This window comes from Acidovorax sp. JMULE5 (assembly GCF_013376875.1).
Taxonomy (GTDB): domain Bacteria; phylum Pseudomonadota; class Gammaproteobacteria; order Burkholderiales; family Burkholderiaceae_C; genus Acidovorax; species Acidovorax facilis.
Map to the genome: position 1 here is coordinate 1,546,124 of NZ_CP035951.1, position 20,289 is coordinate 1,566,412.

Here is a 20,289-nt window from a genome sequence, read left to right on the forward strand (position 1 = left end):
GGATCGCAATATTCATGCCGCACCATCCGAGGCCATGCCAAGCCCCTGTGGGCGGACCAGGTAGGGCTGACCGGATCGTTCTCTGGAGTACCGCCCGGTGGCGGAATGCATCAATGCAGTGCAGCACCTCACCAAATCAGGGCAATCACCCATACCGGTAGCGAGCTGCAAGGACTGGAGTCGCCAGGCTTTGGCAAAGGCTTGGGCGGTGGACACTTTGGAATCTTCCGATTCACCAAAGCATCTGCAGTGTCACCCTTGCAACCCACCTTGCCTTGCGGTCATCTTTTCATTTCCAAACAAAGCGAGCTCCGGCAGACTGGCACGGCAGGACGGAGGCGACTGGCAACCACCGAGCATCACATTCATGAAGCACCGACAGCCCCAGCCCCCATCAATACCCATGACCCCACCAGCATGAGCACCAGTATGAACACCGACCGGAGAGTCAACACCGACAGACGCAACGGGCAGGACCGCCGACAAACAGAAAAAGGCCCTCCCAGCAACTACGAACGCAGGCGTGCCGTGGAGGCACGGCAACCGGAATTGACGGAGCTGCATCTGGACGAAGAAGAACTCAAAGCGCTGGGATTTATAAAAACCACATCCACGCCACAAAGCCCGACTTGATATCTGCGGTGCCCCACAAGCGCCTGAAGCCGGTTGCCCAAACCCACAGGGATACACCGTTGCCCCGCTTCAGGTCCGCCACTCAGCAGCGTCCTGTTTCAATCTCCGTGGAGCGCAAGCAGACGGTGCGCCACCATGTCCAATGCAGGCCGGGTGTTGCCCTGCTTGTCCGTCCAGACTCTCGGTGTGATGCTGCCCGAAAGCGCGAGTGAATCCCCATCGCGCAGGTGATGAATGGCAGCGCAAACACCCGCCTCAAACGCAATCACATTCACAAAAAGCAACTCGCCATCCGCCGTGTTTGCACGCACCTTGGCCACAGTGAAAGGCTTTCCAGCCTTGTCGGTCCGCTGCTCGGAGTCACCATAAAGCCTTCCGGCCACAAGTCCGTCGATCATGAAAGTCCTCCGCCCCGGCGGGCCATCACCTGTTTTCGATCAGCACACTGTGCGCTCCCTGGCGGCCAATCCGCACAACAAGCCCTAAGAGCGCAGCGGTCAGGAGGCATGGCACAAATCATTCAGGGATACCTCTGAGCGCCCTCTCAAGCAAAAAAGCCCAGAACCTTTCGGTTCTGGGCTTTTGCTATCAATGGTCGGCGTGGCGGGATTCGAACTCGCGACCCCTTGCACCCCATGCAAGTGCGCTACCAGGCTGCGCTACACGCCGACAAGACTTAGATTATATGCACAAAAAACCTCAGTTCAGAGAAAGCAGCGCACGAATCTCAAATAATTCTTTGCGCACCGCATTGGAGTCCAGGGTGAACCCCATCGCCTCGATGGAAAGGTCACGCGCGCTATCCACCAGCATGCTGGGCATCTGAGAATCCAGGCCATCACCATTCAATGCAGCGTCGGTTCCGGAATCATCGCGGGCCGGATGCGCAAGCTCCTGAAGACGATTGCGTGCACCACTGATCGTGAACCCCTGGTCGTACAGCAGGTCGCGGATGCGGCGGATCATCAACACCTCATGGTGCTGGTAGTAGCGCCGATTGCCGCGCCGCTTCATGGGACGCAACTGCGTGAACTCCTGCTCCCAATAGCGCAACACATGGGGCTTGACGCCACACAACTCCGCGACCTCACCAATCGTGAAGTAGCGCTTGGCAGGGATGGAAGGAAGCGGGGTGCCCATGGGTTGTGGAATCAAACCGAACAGCCGACTAGCGTACTGCAGACGCGCACAGACCGCCAGCCATCGGCAACATTCTGGTCACAAAAAGCGCACAAATTCACGAGGCAGCGGCCGTCTGGATCTGCTCCTTGAGCTTGCTGCTGGCATGAAACGTCACTACCCGGCGTGCTTTGATCGGAATGGCCTCGCCCGTGCGCGGATTACGACCAGGTCGTGGAGCCTTGGTCCGAATCTGAAAGTTGCCGAAGCCCGACAACTTGACATCCTTGCCCTCCACAAGGCTCTGGGAGATCAGGTCAAAGAACGCATCGATCATGTCCTTGGACTCGCGCTTGTTCAGGCCGATTTGGTCGAACAGCAGATCGGCCAGCTGCGCCTTGGTCAGCGCTGGGGTCTCCAGGCTTTCGACTGCGAATTCGATCATGGTTTATCACTCCCTTTGGACATCGTCACATCCGTAGCCGTGCGCCCGCACGCTGCGTCAGCTGTGCGACCACGGCTTGCACCGCCGCCTCGATCTCGGCCTCTGTGAGCGTGGCCTCGTCACGCCCCAGAGTGAGACGCACTGCCAGGCTCTTCTCGCCGGGAGCCAGGCCACCTGCGGGGGTCTCTTCACCGGCACGCAGTGCCTTGGGTCGGTACACGTCAAACAGCACGGCAGACCGCAGCATGCCATCAGGAACGGCCTGCTCCACCGCACCCATGATGTCGGCGTGCGTCACGCGCTCGGCCACCACTACGGCCAGATCACGCTCAACAGCCTGGTGCTTGGCCACTGACTTGAACTGGGGCACTACGCGTTGCAGCACGGCGTCGAGCTCCAGCTCGAACATCACAGGCGCCTGTGGCAAATCCCACGACTGGCGCCACTGAGGGTGCAACTCGCCCACAAAACCTATGGCACGCCCATTCACCAGCACGCGCGCACACCGGCCGGGGTGCATGGCAGGATGGGTCGCAGGCTCAAACATGGCCTGCACAGGCGCCAGGAGCGCCTCCACATCGCCCTTCACGTCAAAGAAATCGATAGCCTGCTCCTTGCGGCCCCATTGCAAGGTGTCGTTCGTGCCATACGCCAAGCCTGACACTCGCATAGGCTGATGAAAGCCTTCCACGGTGGTGTCCGTGTTGCGCACACTCGCGTCGCGCAGGAACACGCGGCCCAGCTCGAACACGCGCACACGCTGCGCTTTGCGGTCCAGATTGAACTTCAAAACTTGCAGCAGAGAACCCAGCAAGGTAGAGCGCATCACGCTCATCTGGCTTGCAATGGGATTCAGCAGCTTGATGGGTTGCGTGTTGGCGGCCAGTTCGTGCTCCCAACGCTCTTCCACAAAACTGAAGTTGATCGTCTCCTGGTACCCCAGGCCTGCCAATGAACGGCGCACCGCAAACGGGCTGCGCGTGGCCTCTGCCGGCAACTTGGGCGTAATGGGCGCCAGCGGTGGGGTGGTGGGGAGGTTGTTGTAGCCCACCATGCGGGCCACTTCTTCGATCAGGTCTTCCTCGATCGTGATATCGAAACGGAACGATGGTGGCGTGACGGTGAGCGTACCCTCGTCCTGCACCACGGGCAGCCCCAGGCGCTGCAATGCATCATCGCATTGTGCCTGGGTGAGGGGCATACCGATGACCTTGGCCGCACGTGCGACACGCAGTGCGACCGGCCGGGGTACCGGCAGATTCACCGACTGATCATCCATGGGGCCACATACCGTGTCAGGCGTACCGCAGATATCAATCACAAGCTGTGTGATGCGCTCGATGTGCTCTACCGTCAGGCTCGGGTCCACACCCCGCTCAAAGCGATGGCCTGCGTCGGTCGAGAAGTTGAAGCGGCGCGAGCGCCCTGCCACCGCCTTGGGCCACCAGAAGGCGGCCTCGATGTAAATGTGCTGGGTATCGTCGGAAACTGCCGTGGCGTCGCCGCCCATGATGCCGGCCAGCGACTCGACTTGGCTGTCGTCGGCGATCACACCCACCTTGTCGTCCACGGTGATGGTGTTGCCGTTGAGCAGCTTGAGCTGTTCACCGGGCTTGCCCCAGCGCACATCCAGGCCGCCGTGGATCTTGTCCAGATCAAAAATGTGAGATGGGCGCCCCAGCTCAAACATCACGTAGTTGGAGATATCCACCAACGGCGACACACCACGCTGGCCGCAACGGGCCAGGCGATCAAGCATCCATTGGGGCGTGGCAGCCCGCGTGTTCACGTTGCGCACGATGCGGCCGGAGAAGCGGCCGCACAGGTCAGGAGCGCTCACCTTGACCGACAACCGGTCGGCAAGCTTGGCAGCAACGACGGGGAACGAGGGTTGCTGCAGCGGCACGCCGGTCAGTGCAGACACTTCGCGCGCAATCCCATAGACGCTAAGGCAATGCGCCAGGTTGGGCGTGAGCTTGAGGGTGAACAGCGTGTCATCCAAGTTCAAGTGTTCACGGATGTCCTGGCCCACCGGCGCAGAAGCATCGAGTTCGAGCAAACCGCCATGGTCCTCGGACAGTTTGAGTTCGCGCGCCGAGCACAACATGCCCTGGCTTTCCACACCGCGCAGCTTGCCCACCTTGATGAGGAACGGCTTGCCGTCATCACCCGGCGGCAGTTCGGCCCCCACCAGCGCACAAGGCACCTTGATGCCCACACGGGCGTTGGGAGCACCACACACGATATTCAGCAAGGCCCCCTGCCCCACGTCCACTTGGCACACGCGCAAGCGGTCGGCGTCCGGGTGCTGAACGGCTTCCTTGATTTCGCCGACCACAATTTTCGTGAAAGGCGGCGCCACGGGCCGCAATTCTTCAACTTCCAGACCCGCCATGGTCAGCGTGTCGGCCAGTTCTTGGGTGGTCAGCGGTGGGTTGCAAAATTCGCGCAACCAGGACTCAGGGAATTGCATAGTGAAGAGATTCTTTGGCGTTTGCTCTGAAAAAAATAGCTGCTTGCGCTTGTCTGTTCTTTATTTCAATATCAAAAGGCGATGAAACCCATTGAAATCAAGCGCTAGCAGCTCACTTTTTTGCTTTATTGGAACTGCGACAGGAAACGAATGTCGCCGTCGAAGAACAGGCGCAGGTCGTTCACGCCATAGCGCAACATGGTCAGGCGGTCCGGTCCCATGCCAAAGGCAAAGCCGATGTACTTTTCGGGGTCGAGGCCCATGTTGCGCACCACGTTGGGGTGCACCTGGCCCGAGCCTGCCACCTCCAGCCAACGTCCGGCCAATGGGCCCGTCTGGAACTGGATGTCGATCTCGGCGCTGGGCTCCGTGAAGGGGAAGAAGCTGGGACGGAAGCGCAGCACGAGGTCTTCACTCTCGAAGAACGTGCGGCAAAAATCCGTGAAGATGACCTTCAGATCCTTGAAACTCACGTTTTCGCCAACCCACAGGCCTTCGCACTGGTGGAACATGGGCGAGTGCGTGGCGTCACTGTCCACCCGGTAGGTGCGGCCCGGCGCAATGACGCGGATCTCGGGCATCGCTTGGCCGGCATCCAGCGCGGCACGGTGCTTTTTGACATGCTGCACCGCGTGGCGGATCTGCATGGGGCTGGTGTGCGTGCGCAGCAGGTTGGGGGCAGTGGCAGTGCCGCCCTCGACATAAAACGTGTCATGCATGGACCGCGCAGGGTGGTCTTCCGGCGTATTCAGTGCGGTAAAGTTGAACCAGTCGGTTTCGATCTCGGGGCCTTCGGCGACGTCAAAACCCATGGAGCCAAAGATGCCCTGGATGCGTTCGAGCGTGAGGGACACCGGGTGAAGACCACCCTGCCCGCGCTGGCGGCCTGGCAGGCTCACGTCCAATGCTTCGGCCTTGAGCTGAAGCTGCAATTCTGCGTCGGCCAGAGCCTGGCGGCGTGCGGTCAGTGCGGCTTCAATGGCTTGCTTGGCCACATTGATGGCTGCGCCACGGGATTTTTTTTCCTCGACGGACAGCTGCGCCATGCCCTTCATCAGCTCGGTCACGCGGCCCGACTTGCCCAGAAACTGCGCCTTGGCGTTTTCCAGATCAGCGGGGGTGGCGCTTTGGGCAAACAGTTGCGTCGCGCTCTCGACCAGGGAATCCAACTCGTTCATACGACTCTTTATCGCTCGTGAAAAATAAACAAGGGCTAGCGCCTTTTCAAGCTCTAGCCCTTGCTGTTATTGCGCAAGCAGCTATCAGAACGATAGCCGCTCATCGTGATCTCAAGCAGCCAGCTTGGCCTTGACTTGGTTCACGATGCTGCCAAAGGCAGCCTTGTCGTGCACGGCGAGGTCGGCCAGCATCTTGCGGTCGATCTCGATGGATGCCTTCTTCAGGCCGTTGGCGAACTGGCTGTAGGTCAGGCCCAGTTCACGGGCAGCGGCGTTGATACGGGCGATCCACAACTGGCGGAACACGCGCTTCTTGGTGCGGCGGTCACGGTAGGCATATTGCCCAGCCTTCATTACCGCCTGTTTGGCGATACGGTAGACATTACCGCGGCGACCACGGAAGCCCTTGGCAAGGGCGAGAACTTTCTTGTGACGGGCACGGGCCGTTACACCACGTTTGACGCGAGGCATGTATGTACTCCTTGTTCGTCGTTATTAAAGGCCAGCACTGGGCAGCATTTGTGCGATCGAGCCCATGTTGGTCTCATGCACAGCAACTGCACCACGCAGGTGGCGCTTGTTCTTGGTGGTCTTCTTGGTCAAGATGTGACGTTTGAAGGCTTGACCGCGCTTGACGGTGCCACCGGGACGAACGCGGAAACGTTTTTTCGCGCTGCTCTTGGTCTTCATTTTGGGCATGTGAATGCTCCTTTTGTTTGTGCTCGCGAGGCGTTTGCAAACCGATCTGCAAACTTGTTGGCCCCGAGCCACTTTTATCGAAGGGTTCGCACCCTTCGCTCAGCAGTGCCGAAACACTGCCTTTTTGAACCCTGCCCCGATGACGGAGCAGCATTCAAAATCTCACACCAACCCGCACAACTTCAGGCTGCGGTGCCCGTTGCCGGAGCAACCTCTGCTGCTGGCTTGGCACCAGCAGGCTTTTTCTTGCCCGGGGCAATCATCATGATCATCTGGCGGCCTTCCAGCTTGGGAAACTGCTCGATGATGATGCTGTCTGCCAATTCGTCACGAATCCGGTTCAGCAAAGCCAAGCCCAGCTCTTGGTGCGTGATTTCGCGCCCTCGGAATCGCAGCGTGATCTTGCACTTGTCGCCATCCGCCAGAAAACGGCGGATGTTGCGCATCTTGATGTTGTAGTCGCCATCGTCCGTGCCCGGACGGAACTTGACTTCCTTGATCTCAATGACCGTTTGCTTGGCTTTGGCTTCCGCCGCACGCTTTTGCTCTTGGTACTTGAACTTGCCGTAGTCCATGAGGCGGCACACTGGAGGGTTCGCCGTAGCGGCGATTTCCACCAGATCCACATCCAACTCGCCCGCCATGCGCAGGGCTTCCATCAGACTGACAACACCCAAAGGCTCGTTATCAGGACCCGAAAGACGGACCTCCGGAGCCATGATTTCACGGTTCAGGCGGTGCTTGCGCTCTTCACGGTGGCGACGATCACGAAATTCAGTAGCGATGGCTATCTTCCTTCAATCAAAATACTACAAACTTTGTAGCTACAACCGTACACATGGCAGGCGCCGAAGCATGTTTTCACTAAAAATCAGGCTTTGGTGGCAATGTCTTGGGCGATCAGCTCAGCGAACGCTTCAACAGACATCACGCCGAGGTCACGATTGCCCCGGCCGCGCACTGCGACGGCTCCTGCGGCCTTTTCCTTGTCGCCCGCGACAAGGATGTACGGCAGCTTTTGCAACGAATGCTCACGTATTTTATACGTAATCTTTTCGTTGCGCAGATCGACCGCCACCCTAAGGTCTTGATTCGGCAGTGCTTTTTGCAGCTTTGCGGCAATTTCGCGACAGTAATCGGCCTGTGCGTCGGTGATGTTGAGCACCGCAACCTGCACCGGAGCGAGCCAGACAGGGAATGCCCCCGCATAGTGTTCGATCAGCATCCCAATGAACCGCTCCATGCTGCCCACGGTCGCACGGTGCAGCATCAGTGGGCGCTTGCGGCTGCCGTCTTCGGCCACGTATTCGGCGTCCAGACGCTCGGGAAGGTTGGGGTCGATCTGCATCGTGCCGCACTGCCATTGACGGCCCAGCGCGTCCTTGAGCGTGTACTCGATCTTCGGACCATAGAACGCACCCTCACCTTCGGCAATCTCGAACTCGCAACCCGAATGGCGCAGGCCATCCATCAGCGCCTTCTCCGCGCGGTCCCACGATTCGTCCGTGCCAATGCGTGCCTCGGGCCGTGTGGCCACCTTGTAGATGATGTCGGTAAAGCCAAAGTCCTTGTAGACCTTCTGCACCAGCGCCGTGTAGTTAGCACACTCTTCCAGCACCTGCTCTTCCGTACAGAAAATGTGCCCATCATCCTGCGTGAAGCCGCGCACGCGCATGATGCCGTGCAGGCCGCCCGTAGGCTCATTGCGGTGGCAGGCACCGAACTCGCCGTAGCGCAATGGCAGGTCGCGGTAGCTCTTGATTCCCTGCTTGTAGATCAGGATGTGGCCGGGGCAGTTCATCGGCTTGAGCGCGTACTCGCGCTTTTCCGACTCGGTCGTGAACATGTTGTCGCGGTACTTGTCCCAGTGGCCCGTTTTCTCCCACAGGCTCTTGTCCAGGATCTGCGGACCCTTCACCTCCTGGTAGCCGTTATTGCGATAGACGCGGCGCATGTACTGTTCCACCTCCTGCCACAAAGCCCAGCCCTTGGGGTGCCAGAACACGGTGCCGGGCGAATGCTCATCCATGTGGAACAGGTCCAGTTCACGACCCAGCTTGCGGTGGTCGCGCTTTTCGGCCTCTTCCAGCATGGTGAGGTACTGCTGCAGTTCTTCTTTGGAAGTCCAGGCCGTGCCATAAATACGCTGCAGCATCTCGTTGCGGTGGTCGCCACGCCAGTAGGCGCCCGCTACCTTCATGAGCTTGAAGAACTTCAGCTTGCCCGTGCTGGGCACGTGGGGGCCACGGCATAGGTCTTCGAAATTGCCTTCGCGGTACAGGCTCACGTCTTCATTGCTGGGGATGCTCGCAATGATCTCAGCCTTGTAGTGCTCGCCCAGGCCCTTGAAATAGGCCACGGCATCGTCGCGCGGCAGAACGCGGCGTACCACGGGCTCGTCCTTGGCGGCGAGTTCGGCCATGCGCTTTTCGATGGCCACCAGGTCCTCAGGCGTGAAGGGGCGCTTGTACGAGAAATCGTAGAAGAAACCGTTCTCGATCACCGGGCCGATGGTCACCTGGGCTTCCGGGAACAGCTCCTTGACGGCATAGGCCAGCAAGTGGGCTGTGGAGTGGCGAATGACCTCCAGGCCATCGGCATCCTTGGCCGTGATGATGGACAGTGGGCTGTCGGCCGTGATCTGGTAACTGGTGTCCACCACCTTGCCATCAATCTTGCCGGCCAGAGCCGCCTTGGCCAGACCGGTGCCGATAGTGGCCGCAACTTCGGCCACCGTGACAGGACCCGGGAATTCGCGCTGCGAGCCATCAGGAAGCGTGATGTGAATCATGGGAGTAACTCTTTCTTTTCAATCAGTGCAATGGATGCGGGCACGCGCCAGGCCCAGAAACAAAAAAGCGCGGAACGGGTCCGCGCTTTCTGGATGAGGAGTGCAATCTCGTGCAGGCGCGAACAGCCAGCCTTAACGGCCAGTCAACATCTCCGATGTAGTTCGCGGTGTCATAACCAGATTGCCTTTCTCGCTCTTGTAAGTGGAATTTTTGGCATTTTACCCCCGCCTCGGGATCGATTGCCCAGACAACGCGCTTGCGCACATCATCAAAGACGTTTCGCTTACACAATTGGAGCAACGATGAACACACCCGCCCCATGAACAAAACTGTGCGATGATTTTTGGCGGTAGTCAATCTGACAACTACAGCTGGTGCGCCGAAATGTGAGAAAGTCCTGCACTGGGGCGTCACCAAGCCAGGCGCCCCGGTAACACGGGCGTCAAACAACAGCACCCCGCGAGCACCGATTGCGCAGCCACACCCCAAGGCAGCACTTCGGTACATCCCACCACACTGGCTCGTAGCCGATCTTCGGCCAGGATCGGCTTTATGAGAATGTTTATGCACCCTGAGATTTCCGTTGTCATCCCTGTCTATTGTGAAGAAGCCGGCATCCGCTTCACCTTGCGGGAGGTCGAGAAATTTCTGGCTGTGTCAGCCTCCACCTGGGAAATCGTGGTGGTGGATGATGGGTCCAAAGACAACACATGGAATGAAATTACCGCCATCTCTCAAACCATGGCCCGATTGCGGGGTCTGCGCCTGAGTCGCAATTTTGGCAAGGAAGCGGCGGTGTCGGCGGGCCTGGAGGCGGCACGAGGCAAGGCGGTGATCATCATGGACGGCGACATGCAGCACCCTCCTTCCCTGCTCCCGACCATGATCGAAACTTGGCGCACTGGCGAGTTCGACATCGTGGAAGCGGTCAAATCCAGCCGGGGCGACGAATCCAGCCTCTCTGCTGCACGGGCAAAACTGTTTTATCTTATTTTGCGGGCGTTCTCCGGCCACGACTTGAACGGCGCGTCCGACTACAAACTGCTTGATCAACGGGTCATCGAGGCGTATCGCACGATGAAAGAACGCAACGTCTTCTTTCGCGGCATGATCAGCTGGATGGGGTTCCGGTCTACGCAGATCCCCTTCGAGGTGGAGCCCCGAATCGCTGGAGATTCGGGATGGTCTGTCTTTGGCCTGATTCGCCTTGCGGCCGTTGCCGTCACAAGTTTCAGCACTTTTCCACTGCACCTGATCACAATTTTTGGTGTGCTCTTCTTCGCATTTTCCGTCATGCTGGGGATGCACACGGTGTACATGAAGTTGTCGGGAGCGGCGATCAACGGCTTTACCACCGTCATCTTGCTGCTGCTGATCATCGGCAGCTCACTGATGATTGGCCTCGGAATCATCGGGGAGTATCTCGCGCGCATCTATGACGAGGTCAAACAACGACCCCGCTACATCGTCTCCCAGAAGCTGCCTCTGAACCAACCCGACAACCCCGCCAGCCCTTGATTCGGCAACGCAGGCCGCACGCCTGAGCGCTCCATGGCGCACTGACCCTTCTTTCTCCACCACGCGGGGGTCACGGCACCGCTATTTCACATTCACCACTGCCCTCATGCCCTCCTTTTCCAAACTGCTTCGCTATGGCGTTGTGGGTGTTATCGGTGCCGTGGTGCACATGTCCACCCTGTTCCTGCTGGTGGAGCTTGGCTTAACAGGGCCGGTCGTTGCCACCACCACAGGATTTGTACTGGCACTGCTGATCTCCTACGGAATGAACAGGATCTGGACCTTTGGATACGTTGGCAGCTACTGGGCGTCGCTGATCAGGTACTGCATCGTGTCGCTGATCGGCCTGGGGCTGAACATCCTCATCATCAAGCTGTTCACGGATTTTCTGGGCCTGTGGTACGGCTGGGGGGCGTTTGTAGCTGTGGGCGCCGTGGCACTGAACAATTTCCTTCTCAACAACGCCTGGACCTTTACGCACAAGACCTCGGACATGCCCTAAACAAGCTCTGGCAACGGCCCATCACACCCGGCGCAACATGGGTCTTGGGCTCTCTTGCCCTTCGAGGAACAGGGCGCAGCCCCCAGCAACAAGACGATCAAAAAGGTAGACATGCAGACAGCCGCTTTGATGACCCGCCAGCGAACATCAAGCTACTGGATAGCGCTGATCTTTGTCGCCATCCTGGGGGCCATACAGGTCTACTTCTTTGACATTACATTCCACGGCCCTGACCAGATCCGCGACGTGGAAATTGCACGCAGACTGATCCATCACCAGGAATGGCCGCTCAATGGTCCCCCGCTGTTCGGGGAACGTTTCAACCTGCCGCCAGGTTTTTACTACCTGCTCGCCCTGCCCCTTCTGGTCAGGGACACCGAGGCTGCGATCTTCATCACATTCGGCGCTCTGTTTGCGCTGTCGGTCTGGTATCTGCTCCGCGTCATCCATGCACAGTTGGGTTCCAGATGTGCACTTGCCTATGCAGTGCTGGCATTCCCCGTCTTTGCGTCTTTCTATACCCACAGCGCCTGGAACCCTGCTCTGGTGATGACATTGAGCAATGTGGTCCTGGGGTTGTTCATCAGCCTTGTGCAACAACACCGCCACGATGGGCTGTTGCTTCCGCTGGCGGCATTCCTGCTTGTACAAATCCACCCCTCTGCAGCGCCATTGTTGCTGGGCCTGGGAGCCTACGCACTGCTGAACTACCAGGTTCTCCTGAACCGGAGAACGCTGGCTTCCCTGCTCCTCATTGCAGGGATGACAGCCGTGTGGGGGAGCCAATCAGGGGCCGTCTCGAAGCTGTTGTCGCCCGCGCCTGCGTCGGCCGCCACGGCCTCCGGCCATGGCTGGCTCAGCAATCTGTTGGACATGGACAAATGGCGTGACGTTTTCCTGATGCCCTACAGCGCCATTGAGAGCATCCAGCCGGCCATCAGTGGACTGGGCGCACTGACGGCCTTTCACCTGACTCTGATGCTGGGAGGGGTGTTGCTGGGCATCGTCTTTGCAACAAAAGAGCGCACCCTCCGCTGGATATTGCTCACCACGGTGCTGTGGTTCATCGTTTCCATGGCTTTTCTAAGCCAGGGCGCTTTTTGGCACCTGGACGTGATGCACCCGTGGCTTGCAGTATTGGCGGCCTATGGTTTGGCGCGCGCCAGCGAAAAAACGTCACTTTCGACCGGGCACTTCAATGCCATAGCCGCAACATCCTTGGTCCTCGTTGTCGTCGCCCATCTGAACCTTTACCTTCAGTTCGAGAAAAGGGGCAAATACGATCTCCTGCTCGCGTCGCTGTTTTTCCCCAAACTGGAACCCCTGGAATACAAGATTCCGGGGTACACATTCAAGTATCTGCATGCGATGCGCGACGGACTGTCGAGCCGAGGGATTTGCCAGGACCAAGTCATCGGCCTGGACCCCATGGTGATGGGCAACGCCGTCAACCGGACGCTCGACGCGCCTTGCCCCTCTCCGGCTACGACGGGGCAGGTTCCGCAGACCCTTTATTTCATCGCTAACGATCAGGATGCACTCCGGTTCGACTTCACCAAAGGCTTGCAGGCCATGGCCACAGTGGGCGCCAGCGCGATTTATGCAGTCCGCAACACTGGTGCGCTGGTCAATGGCAAGGCAGAAAACAATGTCCTGTCCAACAAAAAGATGGACTACATGACCTTCCTGCCAGCACGACTCGCAGAGGGCCTGACCCTCACCCTCCCGCCTGCGCCAGAAACCATCGTGCGTGTTGCCTTGCGGTGCGGCAGGGACTACCCCATCGAACAACAGGCCCATTGGAGGGTGCAGGGCGCCGAGTACAAAAAACCCCTGATCACCGCGCACGCCCGGTACCTTGGATCCAACTACTACGATCTGGAATGGACACTGACCATGCCCGCAAGCCAAGCCTACGGCGCCACCATTTCGTCGACGCTGGGCCCACTGGATTGCGACGTTTCGGCAATTACCCGTCCCATCACTGTGCACTGACGGGGCGAACTCCCCGGAAAGACCGCATAAAGCCCCTGTGCGCGCACCGCCCGGCCCCGATGCGTCCAACACCAGACGAAAAAGAGAAAAGAAAAAAAGCCACCCCAAGGGGTGGCTTTTTTTCTTGCTGTATCCCCATCCCCCGTACGGGGGATTTCAGATCAGTGGAACTGCTCTTCTTCGGTCGAACCCGTCAGGGCCTTCACGGAGGACGAGCCGCCCTGGATCACCGTGGTCACGTCGTCAAAGTAGCCTGCGCCCACTTCCTGCTGGTGCGACACGAAGGTGTAGCCCTTTTCGCGTGCTGCGAATTCTGGCTCTTGCACCATTTCGGTGTAGTGCTTCATGCCTTCGCCTTGAGCGTATGCATGGGCGAACTGGAACGTGTTGAACCAGTTGATGTGGATACCGGCCAGCGTGATGAACTGGTACTTGTAGCCCAGAGCCGACAGGTCTTCCTGGAACGAAGCGATCTGCTTGTCGTTGAGGTTCTTCTTCCAGTTGAACGATGGCGAGCAGTTGTACGACAGCAGCTTGCCAGGGCAGGCAGCATGCACGGCTTGCGCAAATTCACGGGCGAAGCCGATGTCTGGCACGCCGGTTTCGCACCACACCAGATCGGCGTAGGGGGCGTAGGCCACGCCACGGCTGATGGCTTGCTCCAGGCCGTTCTTGACGCGGTAGAAGCCTTCTTGCGTGCGCTCGCCAGTCAGGAAGGGCTTGTCATTGGCGTCGTGGTCGGACGTGATCAGGTTGGCTGCTTCAGCGTCGGTGCGGGCCAGAACGATGGTGGACACGCCCATCACGTCGGCCGCGAAACGTGCGGAGATCAGCTTTTCGCAGGCTTCCTGCGTAGGCACCAGCACCTTGCCACCCATGTGGCCGCACTTCTTCACGGCAGCCAGTTGGTCTTCAAAGTGAACGCCAGCAGCGCCCGACTGGATCATGTTCTTCATCAGTTCGAACGCGTTCAACACGCCACCGAAACCGGCTTCTGCATCGGCCACGATAGGCAGGAAGTAGTCGATGAATTCCTTGTCGCCGGGGTTGATGCCACGGCCCCACTGGATTTCGTCAGCGCGCTTGAAGGTGTTGTTGATGCGGCGAACCATGGTGGGCACCGAGTCATACGCATACAGCGACTGGTCGGGATACATGGTTTCGCTGGTGTTGCCGTCAGCGGCCACTTGCCAACCCGACAGGTACACGGCTTCGAGGCCTGCCTTGGCTTGCTGCATGGCCTGGCCGGCAGAGATGGCGCCAAAAGCGTTGACGTAGCCCTTCTTGGCGCCGCCGTTGATCTTGTCCCACAGCTTTTCAGCGCCGCGCTTGGCCAGCGTGTGCTCAATGGGCAACGAGCCGCGCAGGCGCACCACGTCGGCAGCGCTGTAACCGCGCTTCACGCCCTTCCAGCGGGGGTTGGTCGCCCAGTCTTTTTCCAGGGCGGCAATTTGCTGTTCGCGGCTCAGTTGTTCGTTGAGGGATTGGGGCATGAGATCACTCCAGAGGTTGGTTGAAAACGCCGGGCTGCTTGTGCCGCCCTTGGAGACAACTTTAAGTCTTCTATAAGACTTGCGCAAGCTCTTATGTCTTATAGAAGAGATAAATTTTCTCTTTGAAAAACAACAACTTAACCACAGCATTTCTCAATACAGAAATTGATTTCTCATATCGAGAAAAAATGCGGCAATGCAACATCTATCGTATTCCACATTGAGGAATCAAAATTCCGCATTGCAAAAAAACAAAGATCATCATTCACAACGCGGCCAAAGGCGGCGCTTGCAGCCAGTCCCCCCCGGCAATCCGGGGTGCAGAGACTAAATACCGGGCATTGATCTCATAGACCAGGCAAGGCACGCCCTGCCCGCCCACATCAACCACGATCTCGCGCTTCACATACTCGTCACTGGGGGTCGCCCCCAGGTCCTCAATCTCGTCCAGTACGGCTTCCAGCGCTGGCTCGATGGCATACACCTCCCCGTGCACCACCCCCAGGGGCCCGCCCAACGCCATGCCGGGATAGGCCCCCAGGTGATAGAGCACCCCAGGCACCTGGGCGGCCCCCATGAATCTTGGCGCCGGGCGAAGGCGGGTGATGTCATTGGATCCGCCGCGCCGCAAGGTGCCATAGACAAAGACATGGCGTGCAGAGCTGGCGGGCGGGGTTTCGTCGGGCATGATGCGCACCTCCTTTTCGTTGAGCGATCACCAGTCTAGTGAACACCACTCCCAGCCGCCCCTTTGCCTACCTGTGCCTGGCCCTCAGCATGGCGCTGGTGGGCAGCTACGTGGCGCTGTCCAAACCGCTGGCCGCCGTGCTGCCGGTATTCCTGCTCGCATGGATGCGTTTTGGCATTGGTGGAGTGGCCATGCTGCATTGGCTCCGCAAACCTGTGGATGAGCCGCCCCTCGCCCCACAAACCCGGCGGCTGCTGTTTCTGCAGTCGTTTCTGGGCAATTTCCTGTTCACCATCTGCATGATCTATGGCGTGAGCCTCACGGATGCGGTCACGGCCGGAGTGACCCTGGCCGCGATTCCCGCCGCGGTGGCTGTGATGGGCTGGCTCTTTTTGCGCGAACGCGTGGCGCCACGCACCTGGGCCGCCGTGGTCTGTGCCGTGGCGGGGATTGCCTTGTTTTCGCTATCAAAACAAGAGCATTCAGCGCATATTGGACAAGTGCCAGGCACCCAAAATACTCAAAACCTTGCATGGTTGGGGCCCTTGCTGCTGCTGGGCGCGGTGGTGTGCGAAGCTGCTTACACGGTGATCGGCAAGAAGCTCACCAGCAGTCTGGGCCCCAAGCGCATCACCTCGCTCATCAACCTGTGGGGCTTTGTGCTGTCCACGCCGTTCGGGCTGTACGCCGCCTGGCATTTTGACTTTGCCGCCGTAGGATGGGGCACCTGGACGCTGCTGGTGTTCTACGCGCTGGCCGCCTGCGTGTGGACAGTGTGGCTCTGGATGACCGGGCTCAAGGCCGTGCCGGCTGCTCAGGGCGGCGTCTTCTCGGTCATGTTGCCAGTGAGCGCGGCCCTGGTCGGCGTGCTGGTGCTGGGCGAATCACTGACCGGCTGGCAATGGGCGGCGTTTGCCATCGCGCTGGCCAGCATGCTGCTGGCCACCCTGCCCTCACGCACAGCGCTGCGTGTCGGCCGACGCGACAATCAAGCAGGGTGACGATAGCCCGACCGCGATCGCTACGCAGCCAAGGGCTGTGTGCTGACCACGATGCCATCCGCATCGGCATACAGCCAGTCGCCCGGCCGCACCCAGACCCCCTGGATCTGCACGGCCACATCGCGCTGCCCCTCGCCACGGCGCTCGGTGGGCAATGGCATCAACCCCAGCGCACGAAGGCCGACGGCTGCCGCGTTCAGTTCGGCCACGTCACGCACGCAGCCATCCACCACCAGGCCGGCCCAGCCATTGCGCGCAGCGGCAGCCGCCAGATTTCCACCCACCAGAGCGCGGCGCAGCGATCCGCCCCCATCCACCACCAGCACGCGGCCCTCACCCGGTGACTCCACAGCAGCCTTGACCTGCGTGTTGTCCTCATGGCACTTGACGGTGCTCACGGAGCCCGCAAACGCGGCCACACCGCCAAAACTCTGGAAAACGGCGGGCAAAACGCGGAAAGACCCGCTCATATCACCCTTGTGCTCGTCGCAAAAATCACAGGTGCTGAAGGGGGTGGAGGAAGGTGCAGCAGTCATGTTTCGAAAGCCTTTCAGGCGGAATGAACAACAGGGAAAGCGGCTAGGAGGCTGCGCGGCAGAAGGAACATCGGCTGCAACGTGCGATAAACCGGTCTCGCGCGTTTCGCTTCGATGCCTTCTGCCGCGAAGCCTCCTAGCGCCGGGCCACGCAGGTTGCCCCGCATTGTCATACAGCCCCAGGGGCAGGCCCTCAAACGCGGCCCGCGCAGGCCGCTTTGTCAAGGCAGGAGCGCAGCGTGGGCAACTTATTGGCCTGCACGCGGCACCACGGCTACAAATCGAGGCAAAAAAAGCCGTTTCTCCCTTGGAAACGCGTTTTTTTCCCAGTAGCATCAGCCTGCCAGTGGGAAAGCCTAGTTTTCGCTGGTGAAAATTTACTTCCAACAAGGAAAACCCAACATGGCAACTGCAAAAAAAGCTCCGGCAAAAACAGCCCCCGCAGCCAAGACGGCTGCTGCCCCCGCCAAGAAGCGCACCCCCAACGCTGCTTTCATGAAAGCGCTCACGCCCAGCCCCGCGCTGGCCGCCGTGGTGGGCTCGGCACCGCTGCCACGCACGGAGATCATCAGCAAGCTGTGGGTCTACATCAAGGCCAACAATCTGCAGGACGCCACCAACAAGCGCAACATCAACGCCGATGCCAAGCTCAAGGAGTTGTTCGGCAAGCCCCAGGTCTCGATGTTTGAGCTGGCTGGCCTGATTGGCAAGCACGTCAAATAATCCCCGCACCTGGTGCACCAAAGAAGCCGGCTCAGCCGGCTTTTTTTCGCCTGTACTCCGGCAGACTGTGGCGCATTAACATCAATGCAAATGAGAATGACCCGCATTTGATGTAACATAAAGAAGCAAGTCGAAGCACAGCCATGTTGATCTAGCCACTGCCTCTCGCCTGCGCCTGGCGCCCCGCGCGCCATCAGCACATCCCCACCGACGGAGGCCATCTTGGCAAAACCACGCGCTCAGCGCCGCAGCTCCGTGCTGCGCCCACAACCATCCTCTCCTTCCTTCGTGTCCACCACACCGCGCGGCCTGTCGTCCGACAAGGCCCTGCTCCCGCTGGGCGCACTCATGTTGGCCGCCTCTGTGGGCGCCATGGCACAGACCGACACCCAGGAAACCACCCTGTCCACCGTGACGGTGAAAGAAGCCGCCGAAGTGCAAGGCAAAGACACCTTGCTGCTCAAGAAAACCACGGTCGGCAAGGGCAAGCAGGACATCAAGGACATCCCCCAGTCCGTGACGGTGTTCACCGAAAAGCAGATGAACGACCGCAACATGGACGACTTCCGCGAGGTGCTGCGCAACACTGCGGGCGTGACCTTCCAGTCGGGCGAAACGGGTGAAGAAGACGTGCGCCTGCGCGGCTTCTCGCTGGGCCAGGCCGGCGACATCTATGTGGACGGTATGAAGGACGCCCCGCTGATCGAGCGCGACACCTTCAACCTGGACCGCGTCGAAGTGCTCAAGGGTTCTGCCTCGATGCTGTTTGGCAAGGGATCGACCGGTGGCGTGGTCAACCAGGTCAACAAAGCCCCCCTGCTCATCGACCAGCACGAAGCCTCGTACACCTACGGCACCGGCCAATACCACCGCGTCACGGGCGACTTCAACTTCAAGACCGGCGAAAACGCGGCCTTCCGGCTGAACGCCATGGTGCAGGAGTTCGACAACTACGGCGCCAAGCAGGACAAGCGCGGCATTGCGCCCACGTTCGCCTGGGGCATCGGCACGCGCGATGAGTTCTCTATCGGCCTGTACTACCTCGAATCCAAGGGCCGCCCGCTGTACAACCACCCTTGGCGCGTGGTGGACGGCAAGATCAACACGCCGCTGGAAGCCCGCAACTACTACGGCCTGGCCAGCGACCACAACAACACCTCGGCGCAGCACGTCACGCTGGGCCACATTCACCGTTTTGACAACAACGGCGAGCTGAACACGCGCCTGCGCTACGGCACGTATGAGCGCGATCTGCTGGCCAGCACCATCGGCTTTCAGAACAGCGCCATCACGCTCGATCAGATCAACGGCAACACCGTGCTGACGCGTGGCTCCAAGGGCCGCCTGGGCGAAAGCGACGTGCTGCAGGTGCAAAGCGACTACAGCAACACCTTCAACTGGGGCGGTAAGAAGCACGCCGTGCTGGCAGGCGTCGACTACTTCGACGACGACGCCAAGCGCAACCAGAACTACCCCAACACCACCACCCGCCCCACCACTACCGTGGGTTCGCCCAACGATGGCGCCTGGGTAACCGATGGCCGTGCGCCCGTGCAGTGGAACACCTTCAAGTCGCGCAACCTGGGCCTGTACTTCCAGGACACGATGGCGCTGAACGACACCCTGAAGCTGGTGGGCGGCCTGCGTTATGACAACTTCAAGGCCTCCTACAAGAACGCTACCGGAGCCCTGAGCAACTCCCGCTCAGACAGTCTGGTCAGCCCGCGCGTGGGCCTGCTGTTCCAGCCCAGCGAGCTGGTCTCGTACTACGCGTCGTTCGGCACCTCGTACAACACGTCGGGCGACACCTACCAGTTCGGCAACCCCGGCGCCAACACGTCCCGCGCCGCCAACACCGACCCCGAGAAGAGCCGCAACTTCGAGATCGGCAGCAAGTTCGAGCTGTTCGAGCGCCGCGCCCTGCTGGGTGTGGCCGTGTTCCGCAGCGAGAAGTACAACGAGCGCAACACCGACCCCGACACCGCTGCCGCGCAAGAACTGCTGTCCGGCAAGCGCCACGCCACCGGCATGGAATTCAACCTGGCTGGCCGCCTCACGCCCCAGTGGGAAGTGTTCGCCAACCACACCTGGATTCCTTCGGCCAAGATCGACCGCAGCAACGTGGCGCTGGCTGCCAACGGCGGCGGTGCCCAGGTGCAGGGCGACCGCCCCGGCCTCACGCCCAAGCACAGCGGCAGCGTGTGGAGCACCTATGCCGTCACGTCCAAGCTGCGCGTGGGCGCTGGCCTGACCTACCGCAGCAAGCAGAACCCCGAGGGTTCGCGTGCGGTGTACGCCAGCGGCTTTGCCGTGATGGACGCCATGGCCGAGTACGCGTTTGACGACAAGACCACGCTCAAGCTGAACGTGAGCAACCTGTTCGACCGCACCTACGCCGACGGCCTGTACCGTGGCTTCTACACGCCGGGCGCACCCCGCGCCGTGCAGGTGTCCATCAAGACGCGCTTCTGACATTCGATGCGCTGATGTTCTG

The 20,289-nt window shown here is 59.8% G+C and carries 19 protein-coding genes and 1 tRNA gene; 7 read left to right on the plus strand and 13 right to left on the minus strand.

All coding sequences use genetic code 11. The annotated features are described in order from the left end of the window. Nucleotides 1-417: 417 nt before the first annotated feature. Nucleotides 418-633 (plus strand): hypothetical protein, encoded by a 216-nt coding sequence (locus EXV95_RS06955; protein ID WP_255484943.1) that lies wholly within the window; start codon nucleotides 418-420, stop codon nucleotides 631-633. Between the two features lie 98 nt (nucleotides 634-731). Here EXV95_RS06955 and EXV95_RS06960 read toward each other — a convergent pair whose 3' ends face one another. The 10 genes from EXV95_RS06960 to thrS all read right to left on the minus strand — a co-directional run bounded on the left by EXV95_RS06960 (nucleotide 732) and on the right by thrS (nucleotide 9,338). After that, complete coding sequence (locus EXV95_RS06960; RefSeq protein ID WP_055402674.1) at nucleotides 732-1,031, minus strand: single-stranded DNA-binding protein; 300 nt, start codon at nucleotides 1,029-1,031, stop codon at nucleotides 732-734. A 194-nt stretch (nucleotides 1,032-1,225) separates the two neighbouring features. Continuing rightward, nucleotides 1,226-1,302: transfer RNA gene (locus EXV95_RS06965), tRNA-Pro, on the minus strand. A gap of 30 nt (nucleotides 1,303-1,332) precedes the next feature. After that, nucleotides 1,333-1,773: a MerR family transcriptional regulator gene (locus EXV95_RS06970; RefSeq protein WP_055402676.1), complete on the minus strand. Its 441-nt coding sequence runs from the start codon at nucleotides 1,771-1,773 to the stop codon at nucleotides 1,333-1,335. 97 nt (nucleotides 1,774-1,870) lie between these two features. After that, the gene (locus EXV95_RS06975; protein ID WP_035198379.1) at nucleotides 1,871-2,197 is read right to left on the minus strand and encodes an integration host factor subunit alpha; all 327 of its coding nucleotides are present in this window, start codon (nucleotides 2,195-2,197) and stop codon (nucleotides 1,871-1,873) included. A gap of 25 nt (nucleotides 2,198-2,222) precedes the next feature. Continuing rightward, a complete protein-coding gene (gene pheT / locus EXV95_RS06980) occupies nucleotides 2,223-4,670 on the minus strand; it encodes a phenylalanine--tRNA ligase subunit beta (RefSeq protein ID WP_176886318.1) in 2,448 nt (815 codons plus the stop codon). Between the two features lie 125 nt (nucleotides 4,671-4,795). Next, nucleotides 4,796-5,848 carry a phenylalanine--tRNA ligase subunit alpha gene (gene pheS, locus EXV95_RS06985; protein ID WP_176886319.1) on the minus strand — a complete coding sequence of 351 codons (1,053 nt, stop codon included), beginning with the start codon at nucleotides 5,846-5,848 and terminating at the stop codon, nucleotides 4,796-4,798. A 111-nt stretch (nucleotides 5,849-5,959) separates the two neighbouring features. Next, the gene (rplT, locus tag EXV95_RS06990) at nucleotides 5,960-6,319 is read right to left on the minus strand and encodes a 50S ribosomal protein L20 (RefSeq protein ID WP_121420463.1); all 360 of its coding nucleotides are present in this window, start codon (nucleotides 6,317-6,319) and stop codon (nucleotides 5,960-5,962) included. 24 nt (nucleotides 6,320-6,343) lie between these two features. Next, nucleotides 6,344-6,547, minus strand: a complete 204-nt coding sequence (rpmI, locus tag EXV95_RS06995) for a 50S ribosomal protein L35 (protein ID WP_055402683.1) — start codon at nucleotides 6,545-6,547, stop codon at nucleotides 6,344-6,346. 182 nt (nucleotides 6,548-6,729) lie between these two features. Next, nucleotides 6,730-7,266, minus strand: a complete 537-nt coding sequence (gene infC / locus EXV95_RS07000) for a translation initiation factor IF-3 (protein ID WP_055402685.1) — start codon at nucleotides 7,264-7,266, stop codon at nucleotides 6,730-6,732. Between the two features lie 152 nt (nucleotides 7,267-7,418). Further along, nucleotides 7,419-9,338 carry a threonine--tRNA ligase gene (thrS, locus tag EXV95_RS07005; protein ID WP_176886320.1) on the minus strand — a complete coding sequence of 640 codons (1,920 nt, stop codon included), beginning with the start codon at nucleotides 9,336-9,338 and terminating at the stop codon, nucleotides 7,419-7,421. Nucleotides 9,339-9,903: 565 nt separating this feature from the next. Between thrS and EXV95_RS07010 the strand changes: the two genes are divergently transcribed. The 3 genes from EXV95_RS07010 (at nucleotide 9,904) to EXV95_RS07020 (ending at nucleotide 13,354) form a co-directional block, all read left to right on the plus strand. Further along, nucleotides 9,904-10,857 carry a glycosyltransferase family 2 protein gene (locus tag EXV95_RS07010; RefSeq protein ID WP_082437676.1) on the plus strand — a complete coding sequence of 318 codons (954 nt, stop codon included), beginning with the start codon at nucleotides 9,904-9,906 and terminating at the stop codon, nucleotides 10,855-10,857. Between the two features lie 106 nt (nucleotides 10,858-10,963). Continuing rightward, nucleotides 10,964-11,359 (plus strand): GtrA family protein, encoded by a 396-nt coding sequence (locus tag EXV95_RS07015; protein ID WP_176886321.1) that lies wholly within the window; start codon nucleotides 10,964-10,966, stop codon nucleotides 11,357-11,359. Between the two features lie 54 nt (nucleotides 11,360-11,413). Then, complete coding sequence (locus EXV95_RS07020; protein WP_176886322.1) at nucleotides 11,414-13,354, plus strand: hypothetical protein; 1,941 nt, start codon at nucleotides 11,414-11,416, stop codon at nucleotides 13,352-13,354. Between the two features lie 161 nt (nucleotides 13,355-13,515). On the opposite strand, the gene aceA is transcribed toward EXV95_RS07020, so the two are convergent. Continuing rightward, nucleotides 13,516-14,847 (minus strand): isocitrate lyase, encoded by a 1,332-nt coding sequence (gene aceA / locus EXV95_RS07025; RefSeq protein WP_055402695.1) that lies wholly within the window; start codon nucleotides 14,845-14,847, stop codon nucleotides 13,516-13,518. A gap of 265 nt (nucleotides 14,848-15,112) precedes the next feature. Further along, entirely contained in the window at nucleotides 15,113-15,535 is a 423-nt protein-coding gene (locus tag EXV95_RS07030) for a gamma-glutamylcyclotransferase (protein ID WP_176886323.1), read from the minus strand. Nucleotides 15,536-15,624: 89 nt separating this feature from the next. Between EXV95_RS07030 and EXV95_RS07035 the strand changes: the two genes are divergently transcribed. Continuing rightward, complete coding sequence (locus EXV95_RS07035) at nucleotides 15,625-16,536, plus strand: DMT family transporter (RefSeq protein WP_370460259.1); 912 nt, start codon at nucleotides 15,625-15,627, stop codon at nucleotides 16,534-16,536. A 20-nt stretch (nucleotides 16,537-16,556) separates the two neighbouring features. Here the strand turns inward: EXV95_RS07035 and rraA are convergent, their stop codons facing one another. Then, entirely contained in the window at nucleotides 16,557-17,072 is a 516-nt protein-coding gene (gene rraA, locus EXV95_RS07040; protein WP_176886325.1) for a ribonuclease E activity regulator RraA, read from the minus strand. A gap of 402 nt (nucleotides 17,073-17,474) precedes the next feature. Between rraA and EXV95_RS07045 the strand changes: the two genes are divergently transcribed. Both EXV95_RS07045 and EXV95_RS07050 read left to right on the plus strand, forming a co-directional pair. Further along, nucleotides 17,475-17,795, plus strand: a complete 321-nt coding sequence (locus EXV95_RS07045; RefSeq protein ID WP_055402700.1) for an SWIB/MDM2 domain-containing protein — start codon at nucleotides 17,475-17,477, stop codon at nucleotides 17,793-17,795. A 348-nt stretch (nucleotides 17,796-18,143) separates the two neighbouring features. Further along, nucleotides 18,144-20,267 (plus strand): TonB-dependent siderophore receptor, encoded by a 2,124-nt coding sequence (locus EXV95_RS07050; RefSeq protein WP_176888983.1) that lies wholly within the window; start codon nucleotides 18,144-18,146, stop codon nucleotides 20,265-20,267. The last annotated feature ends 22 nt before the right edge of the window (nucleotides 20,268-20,289 follow it).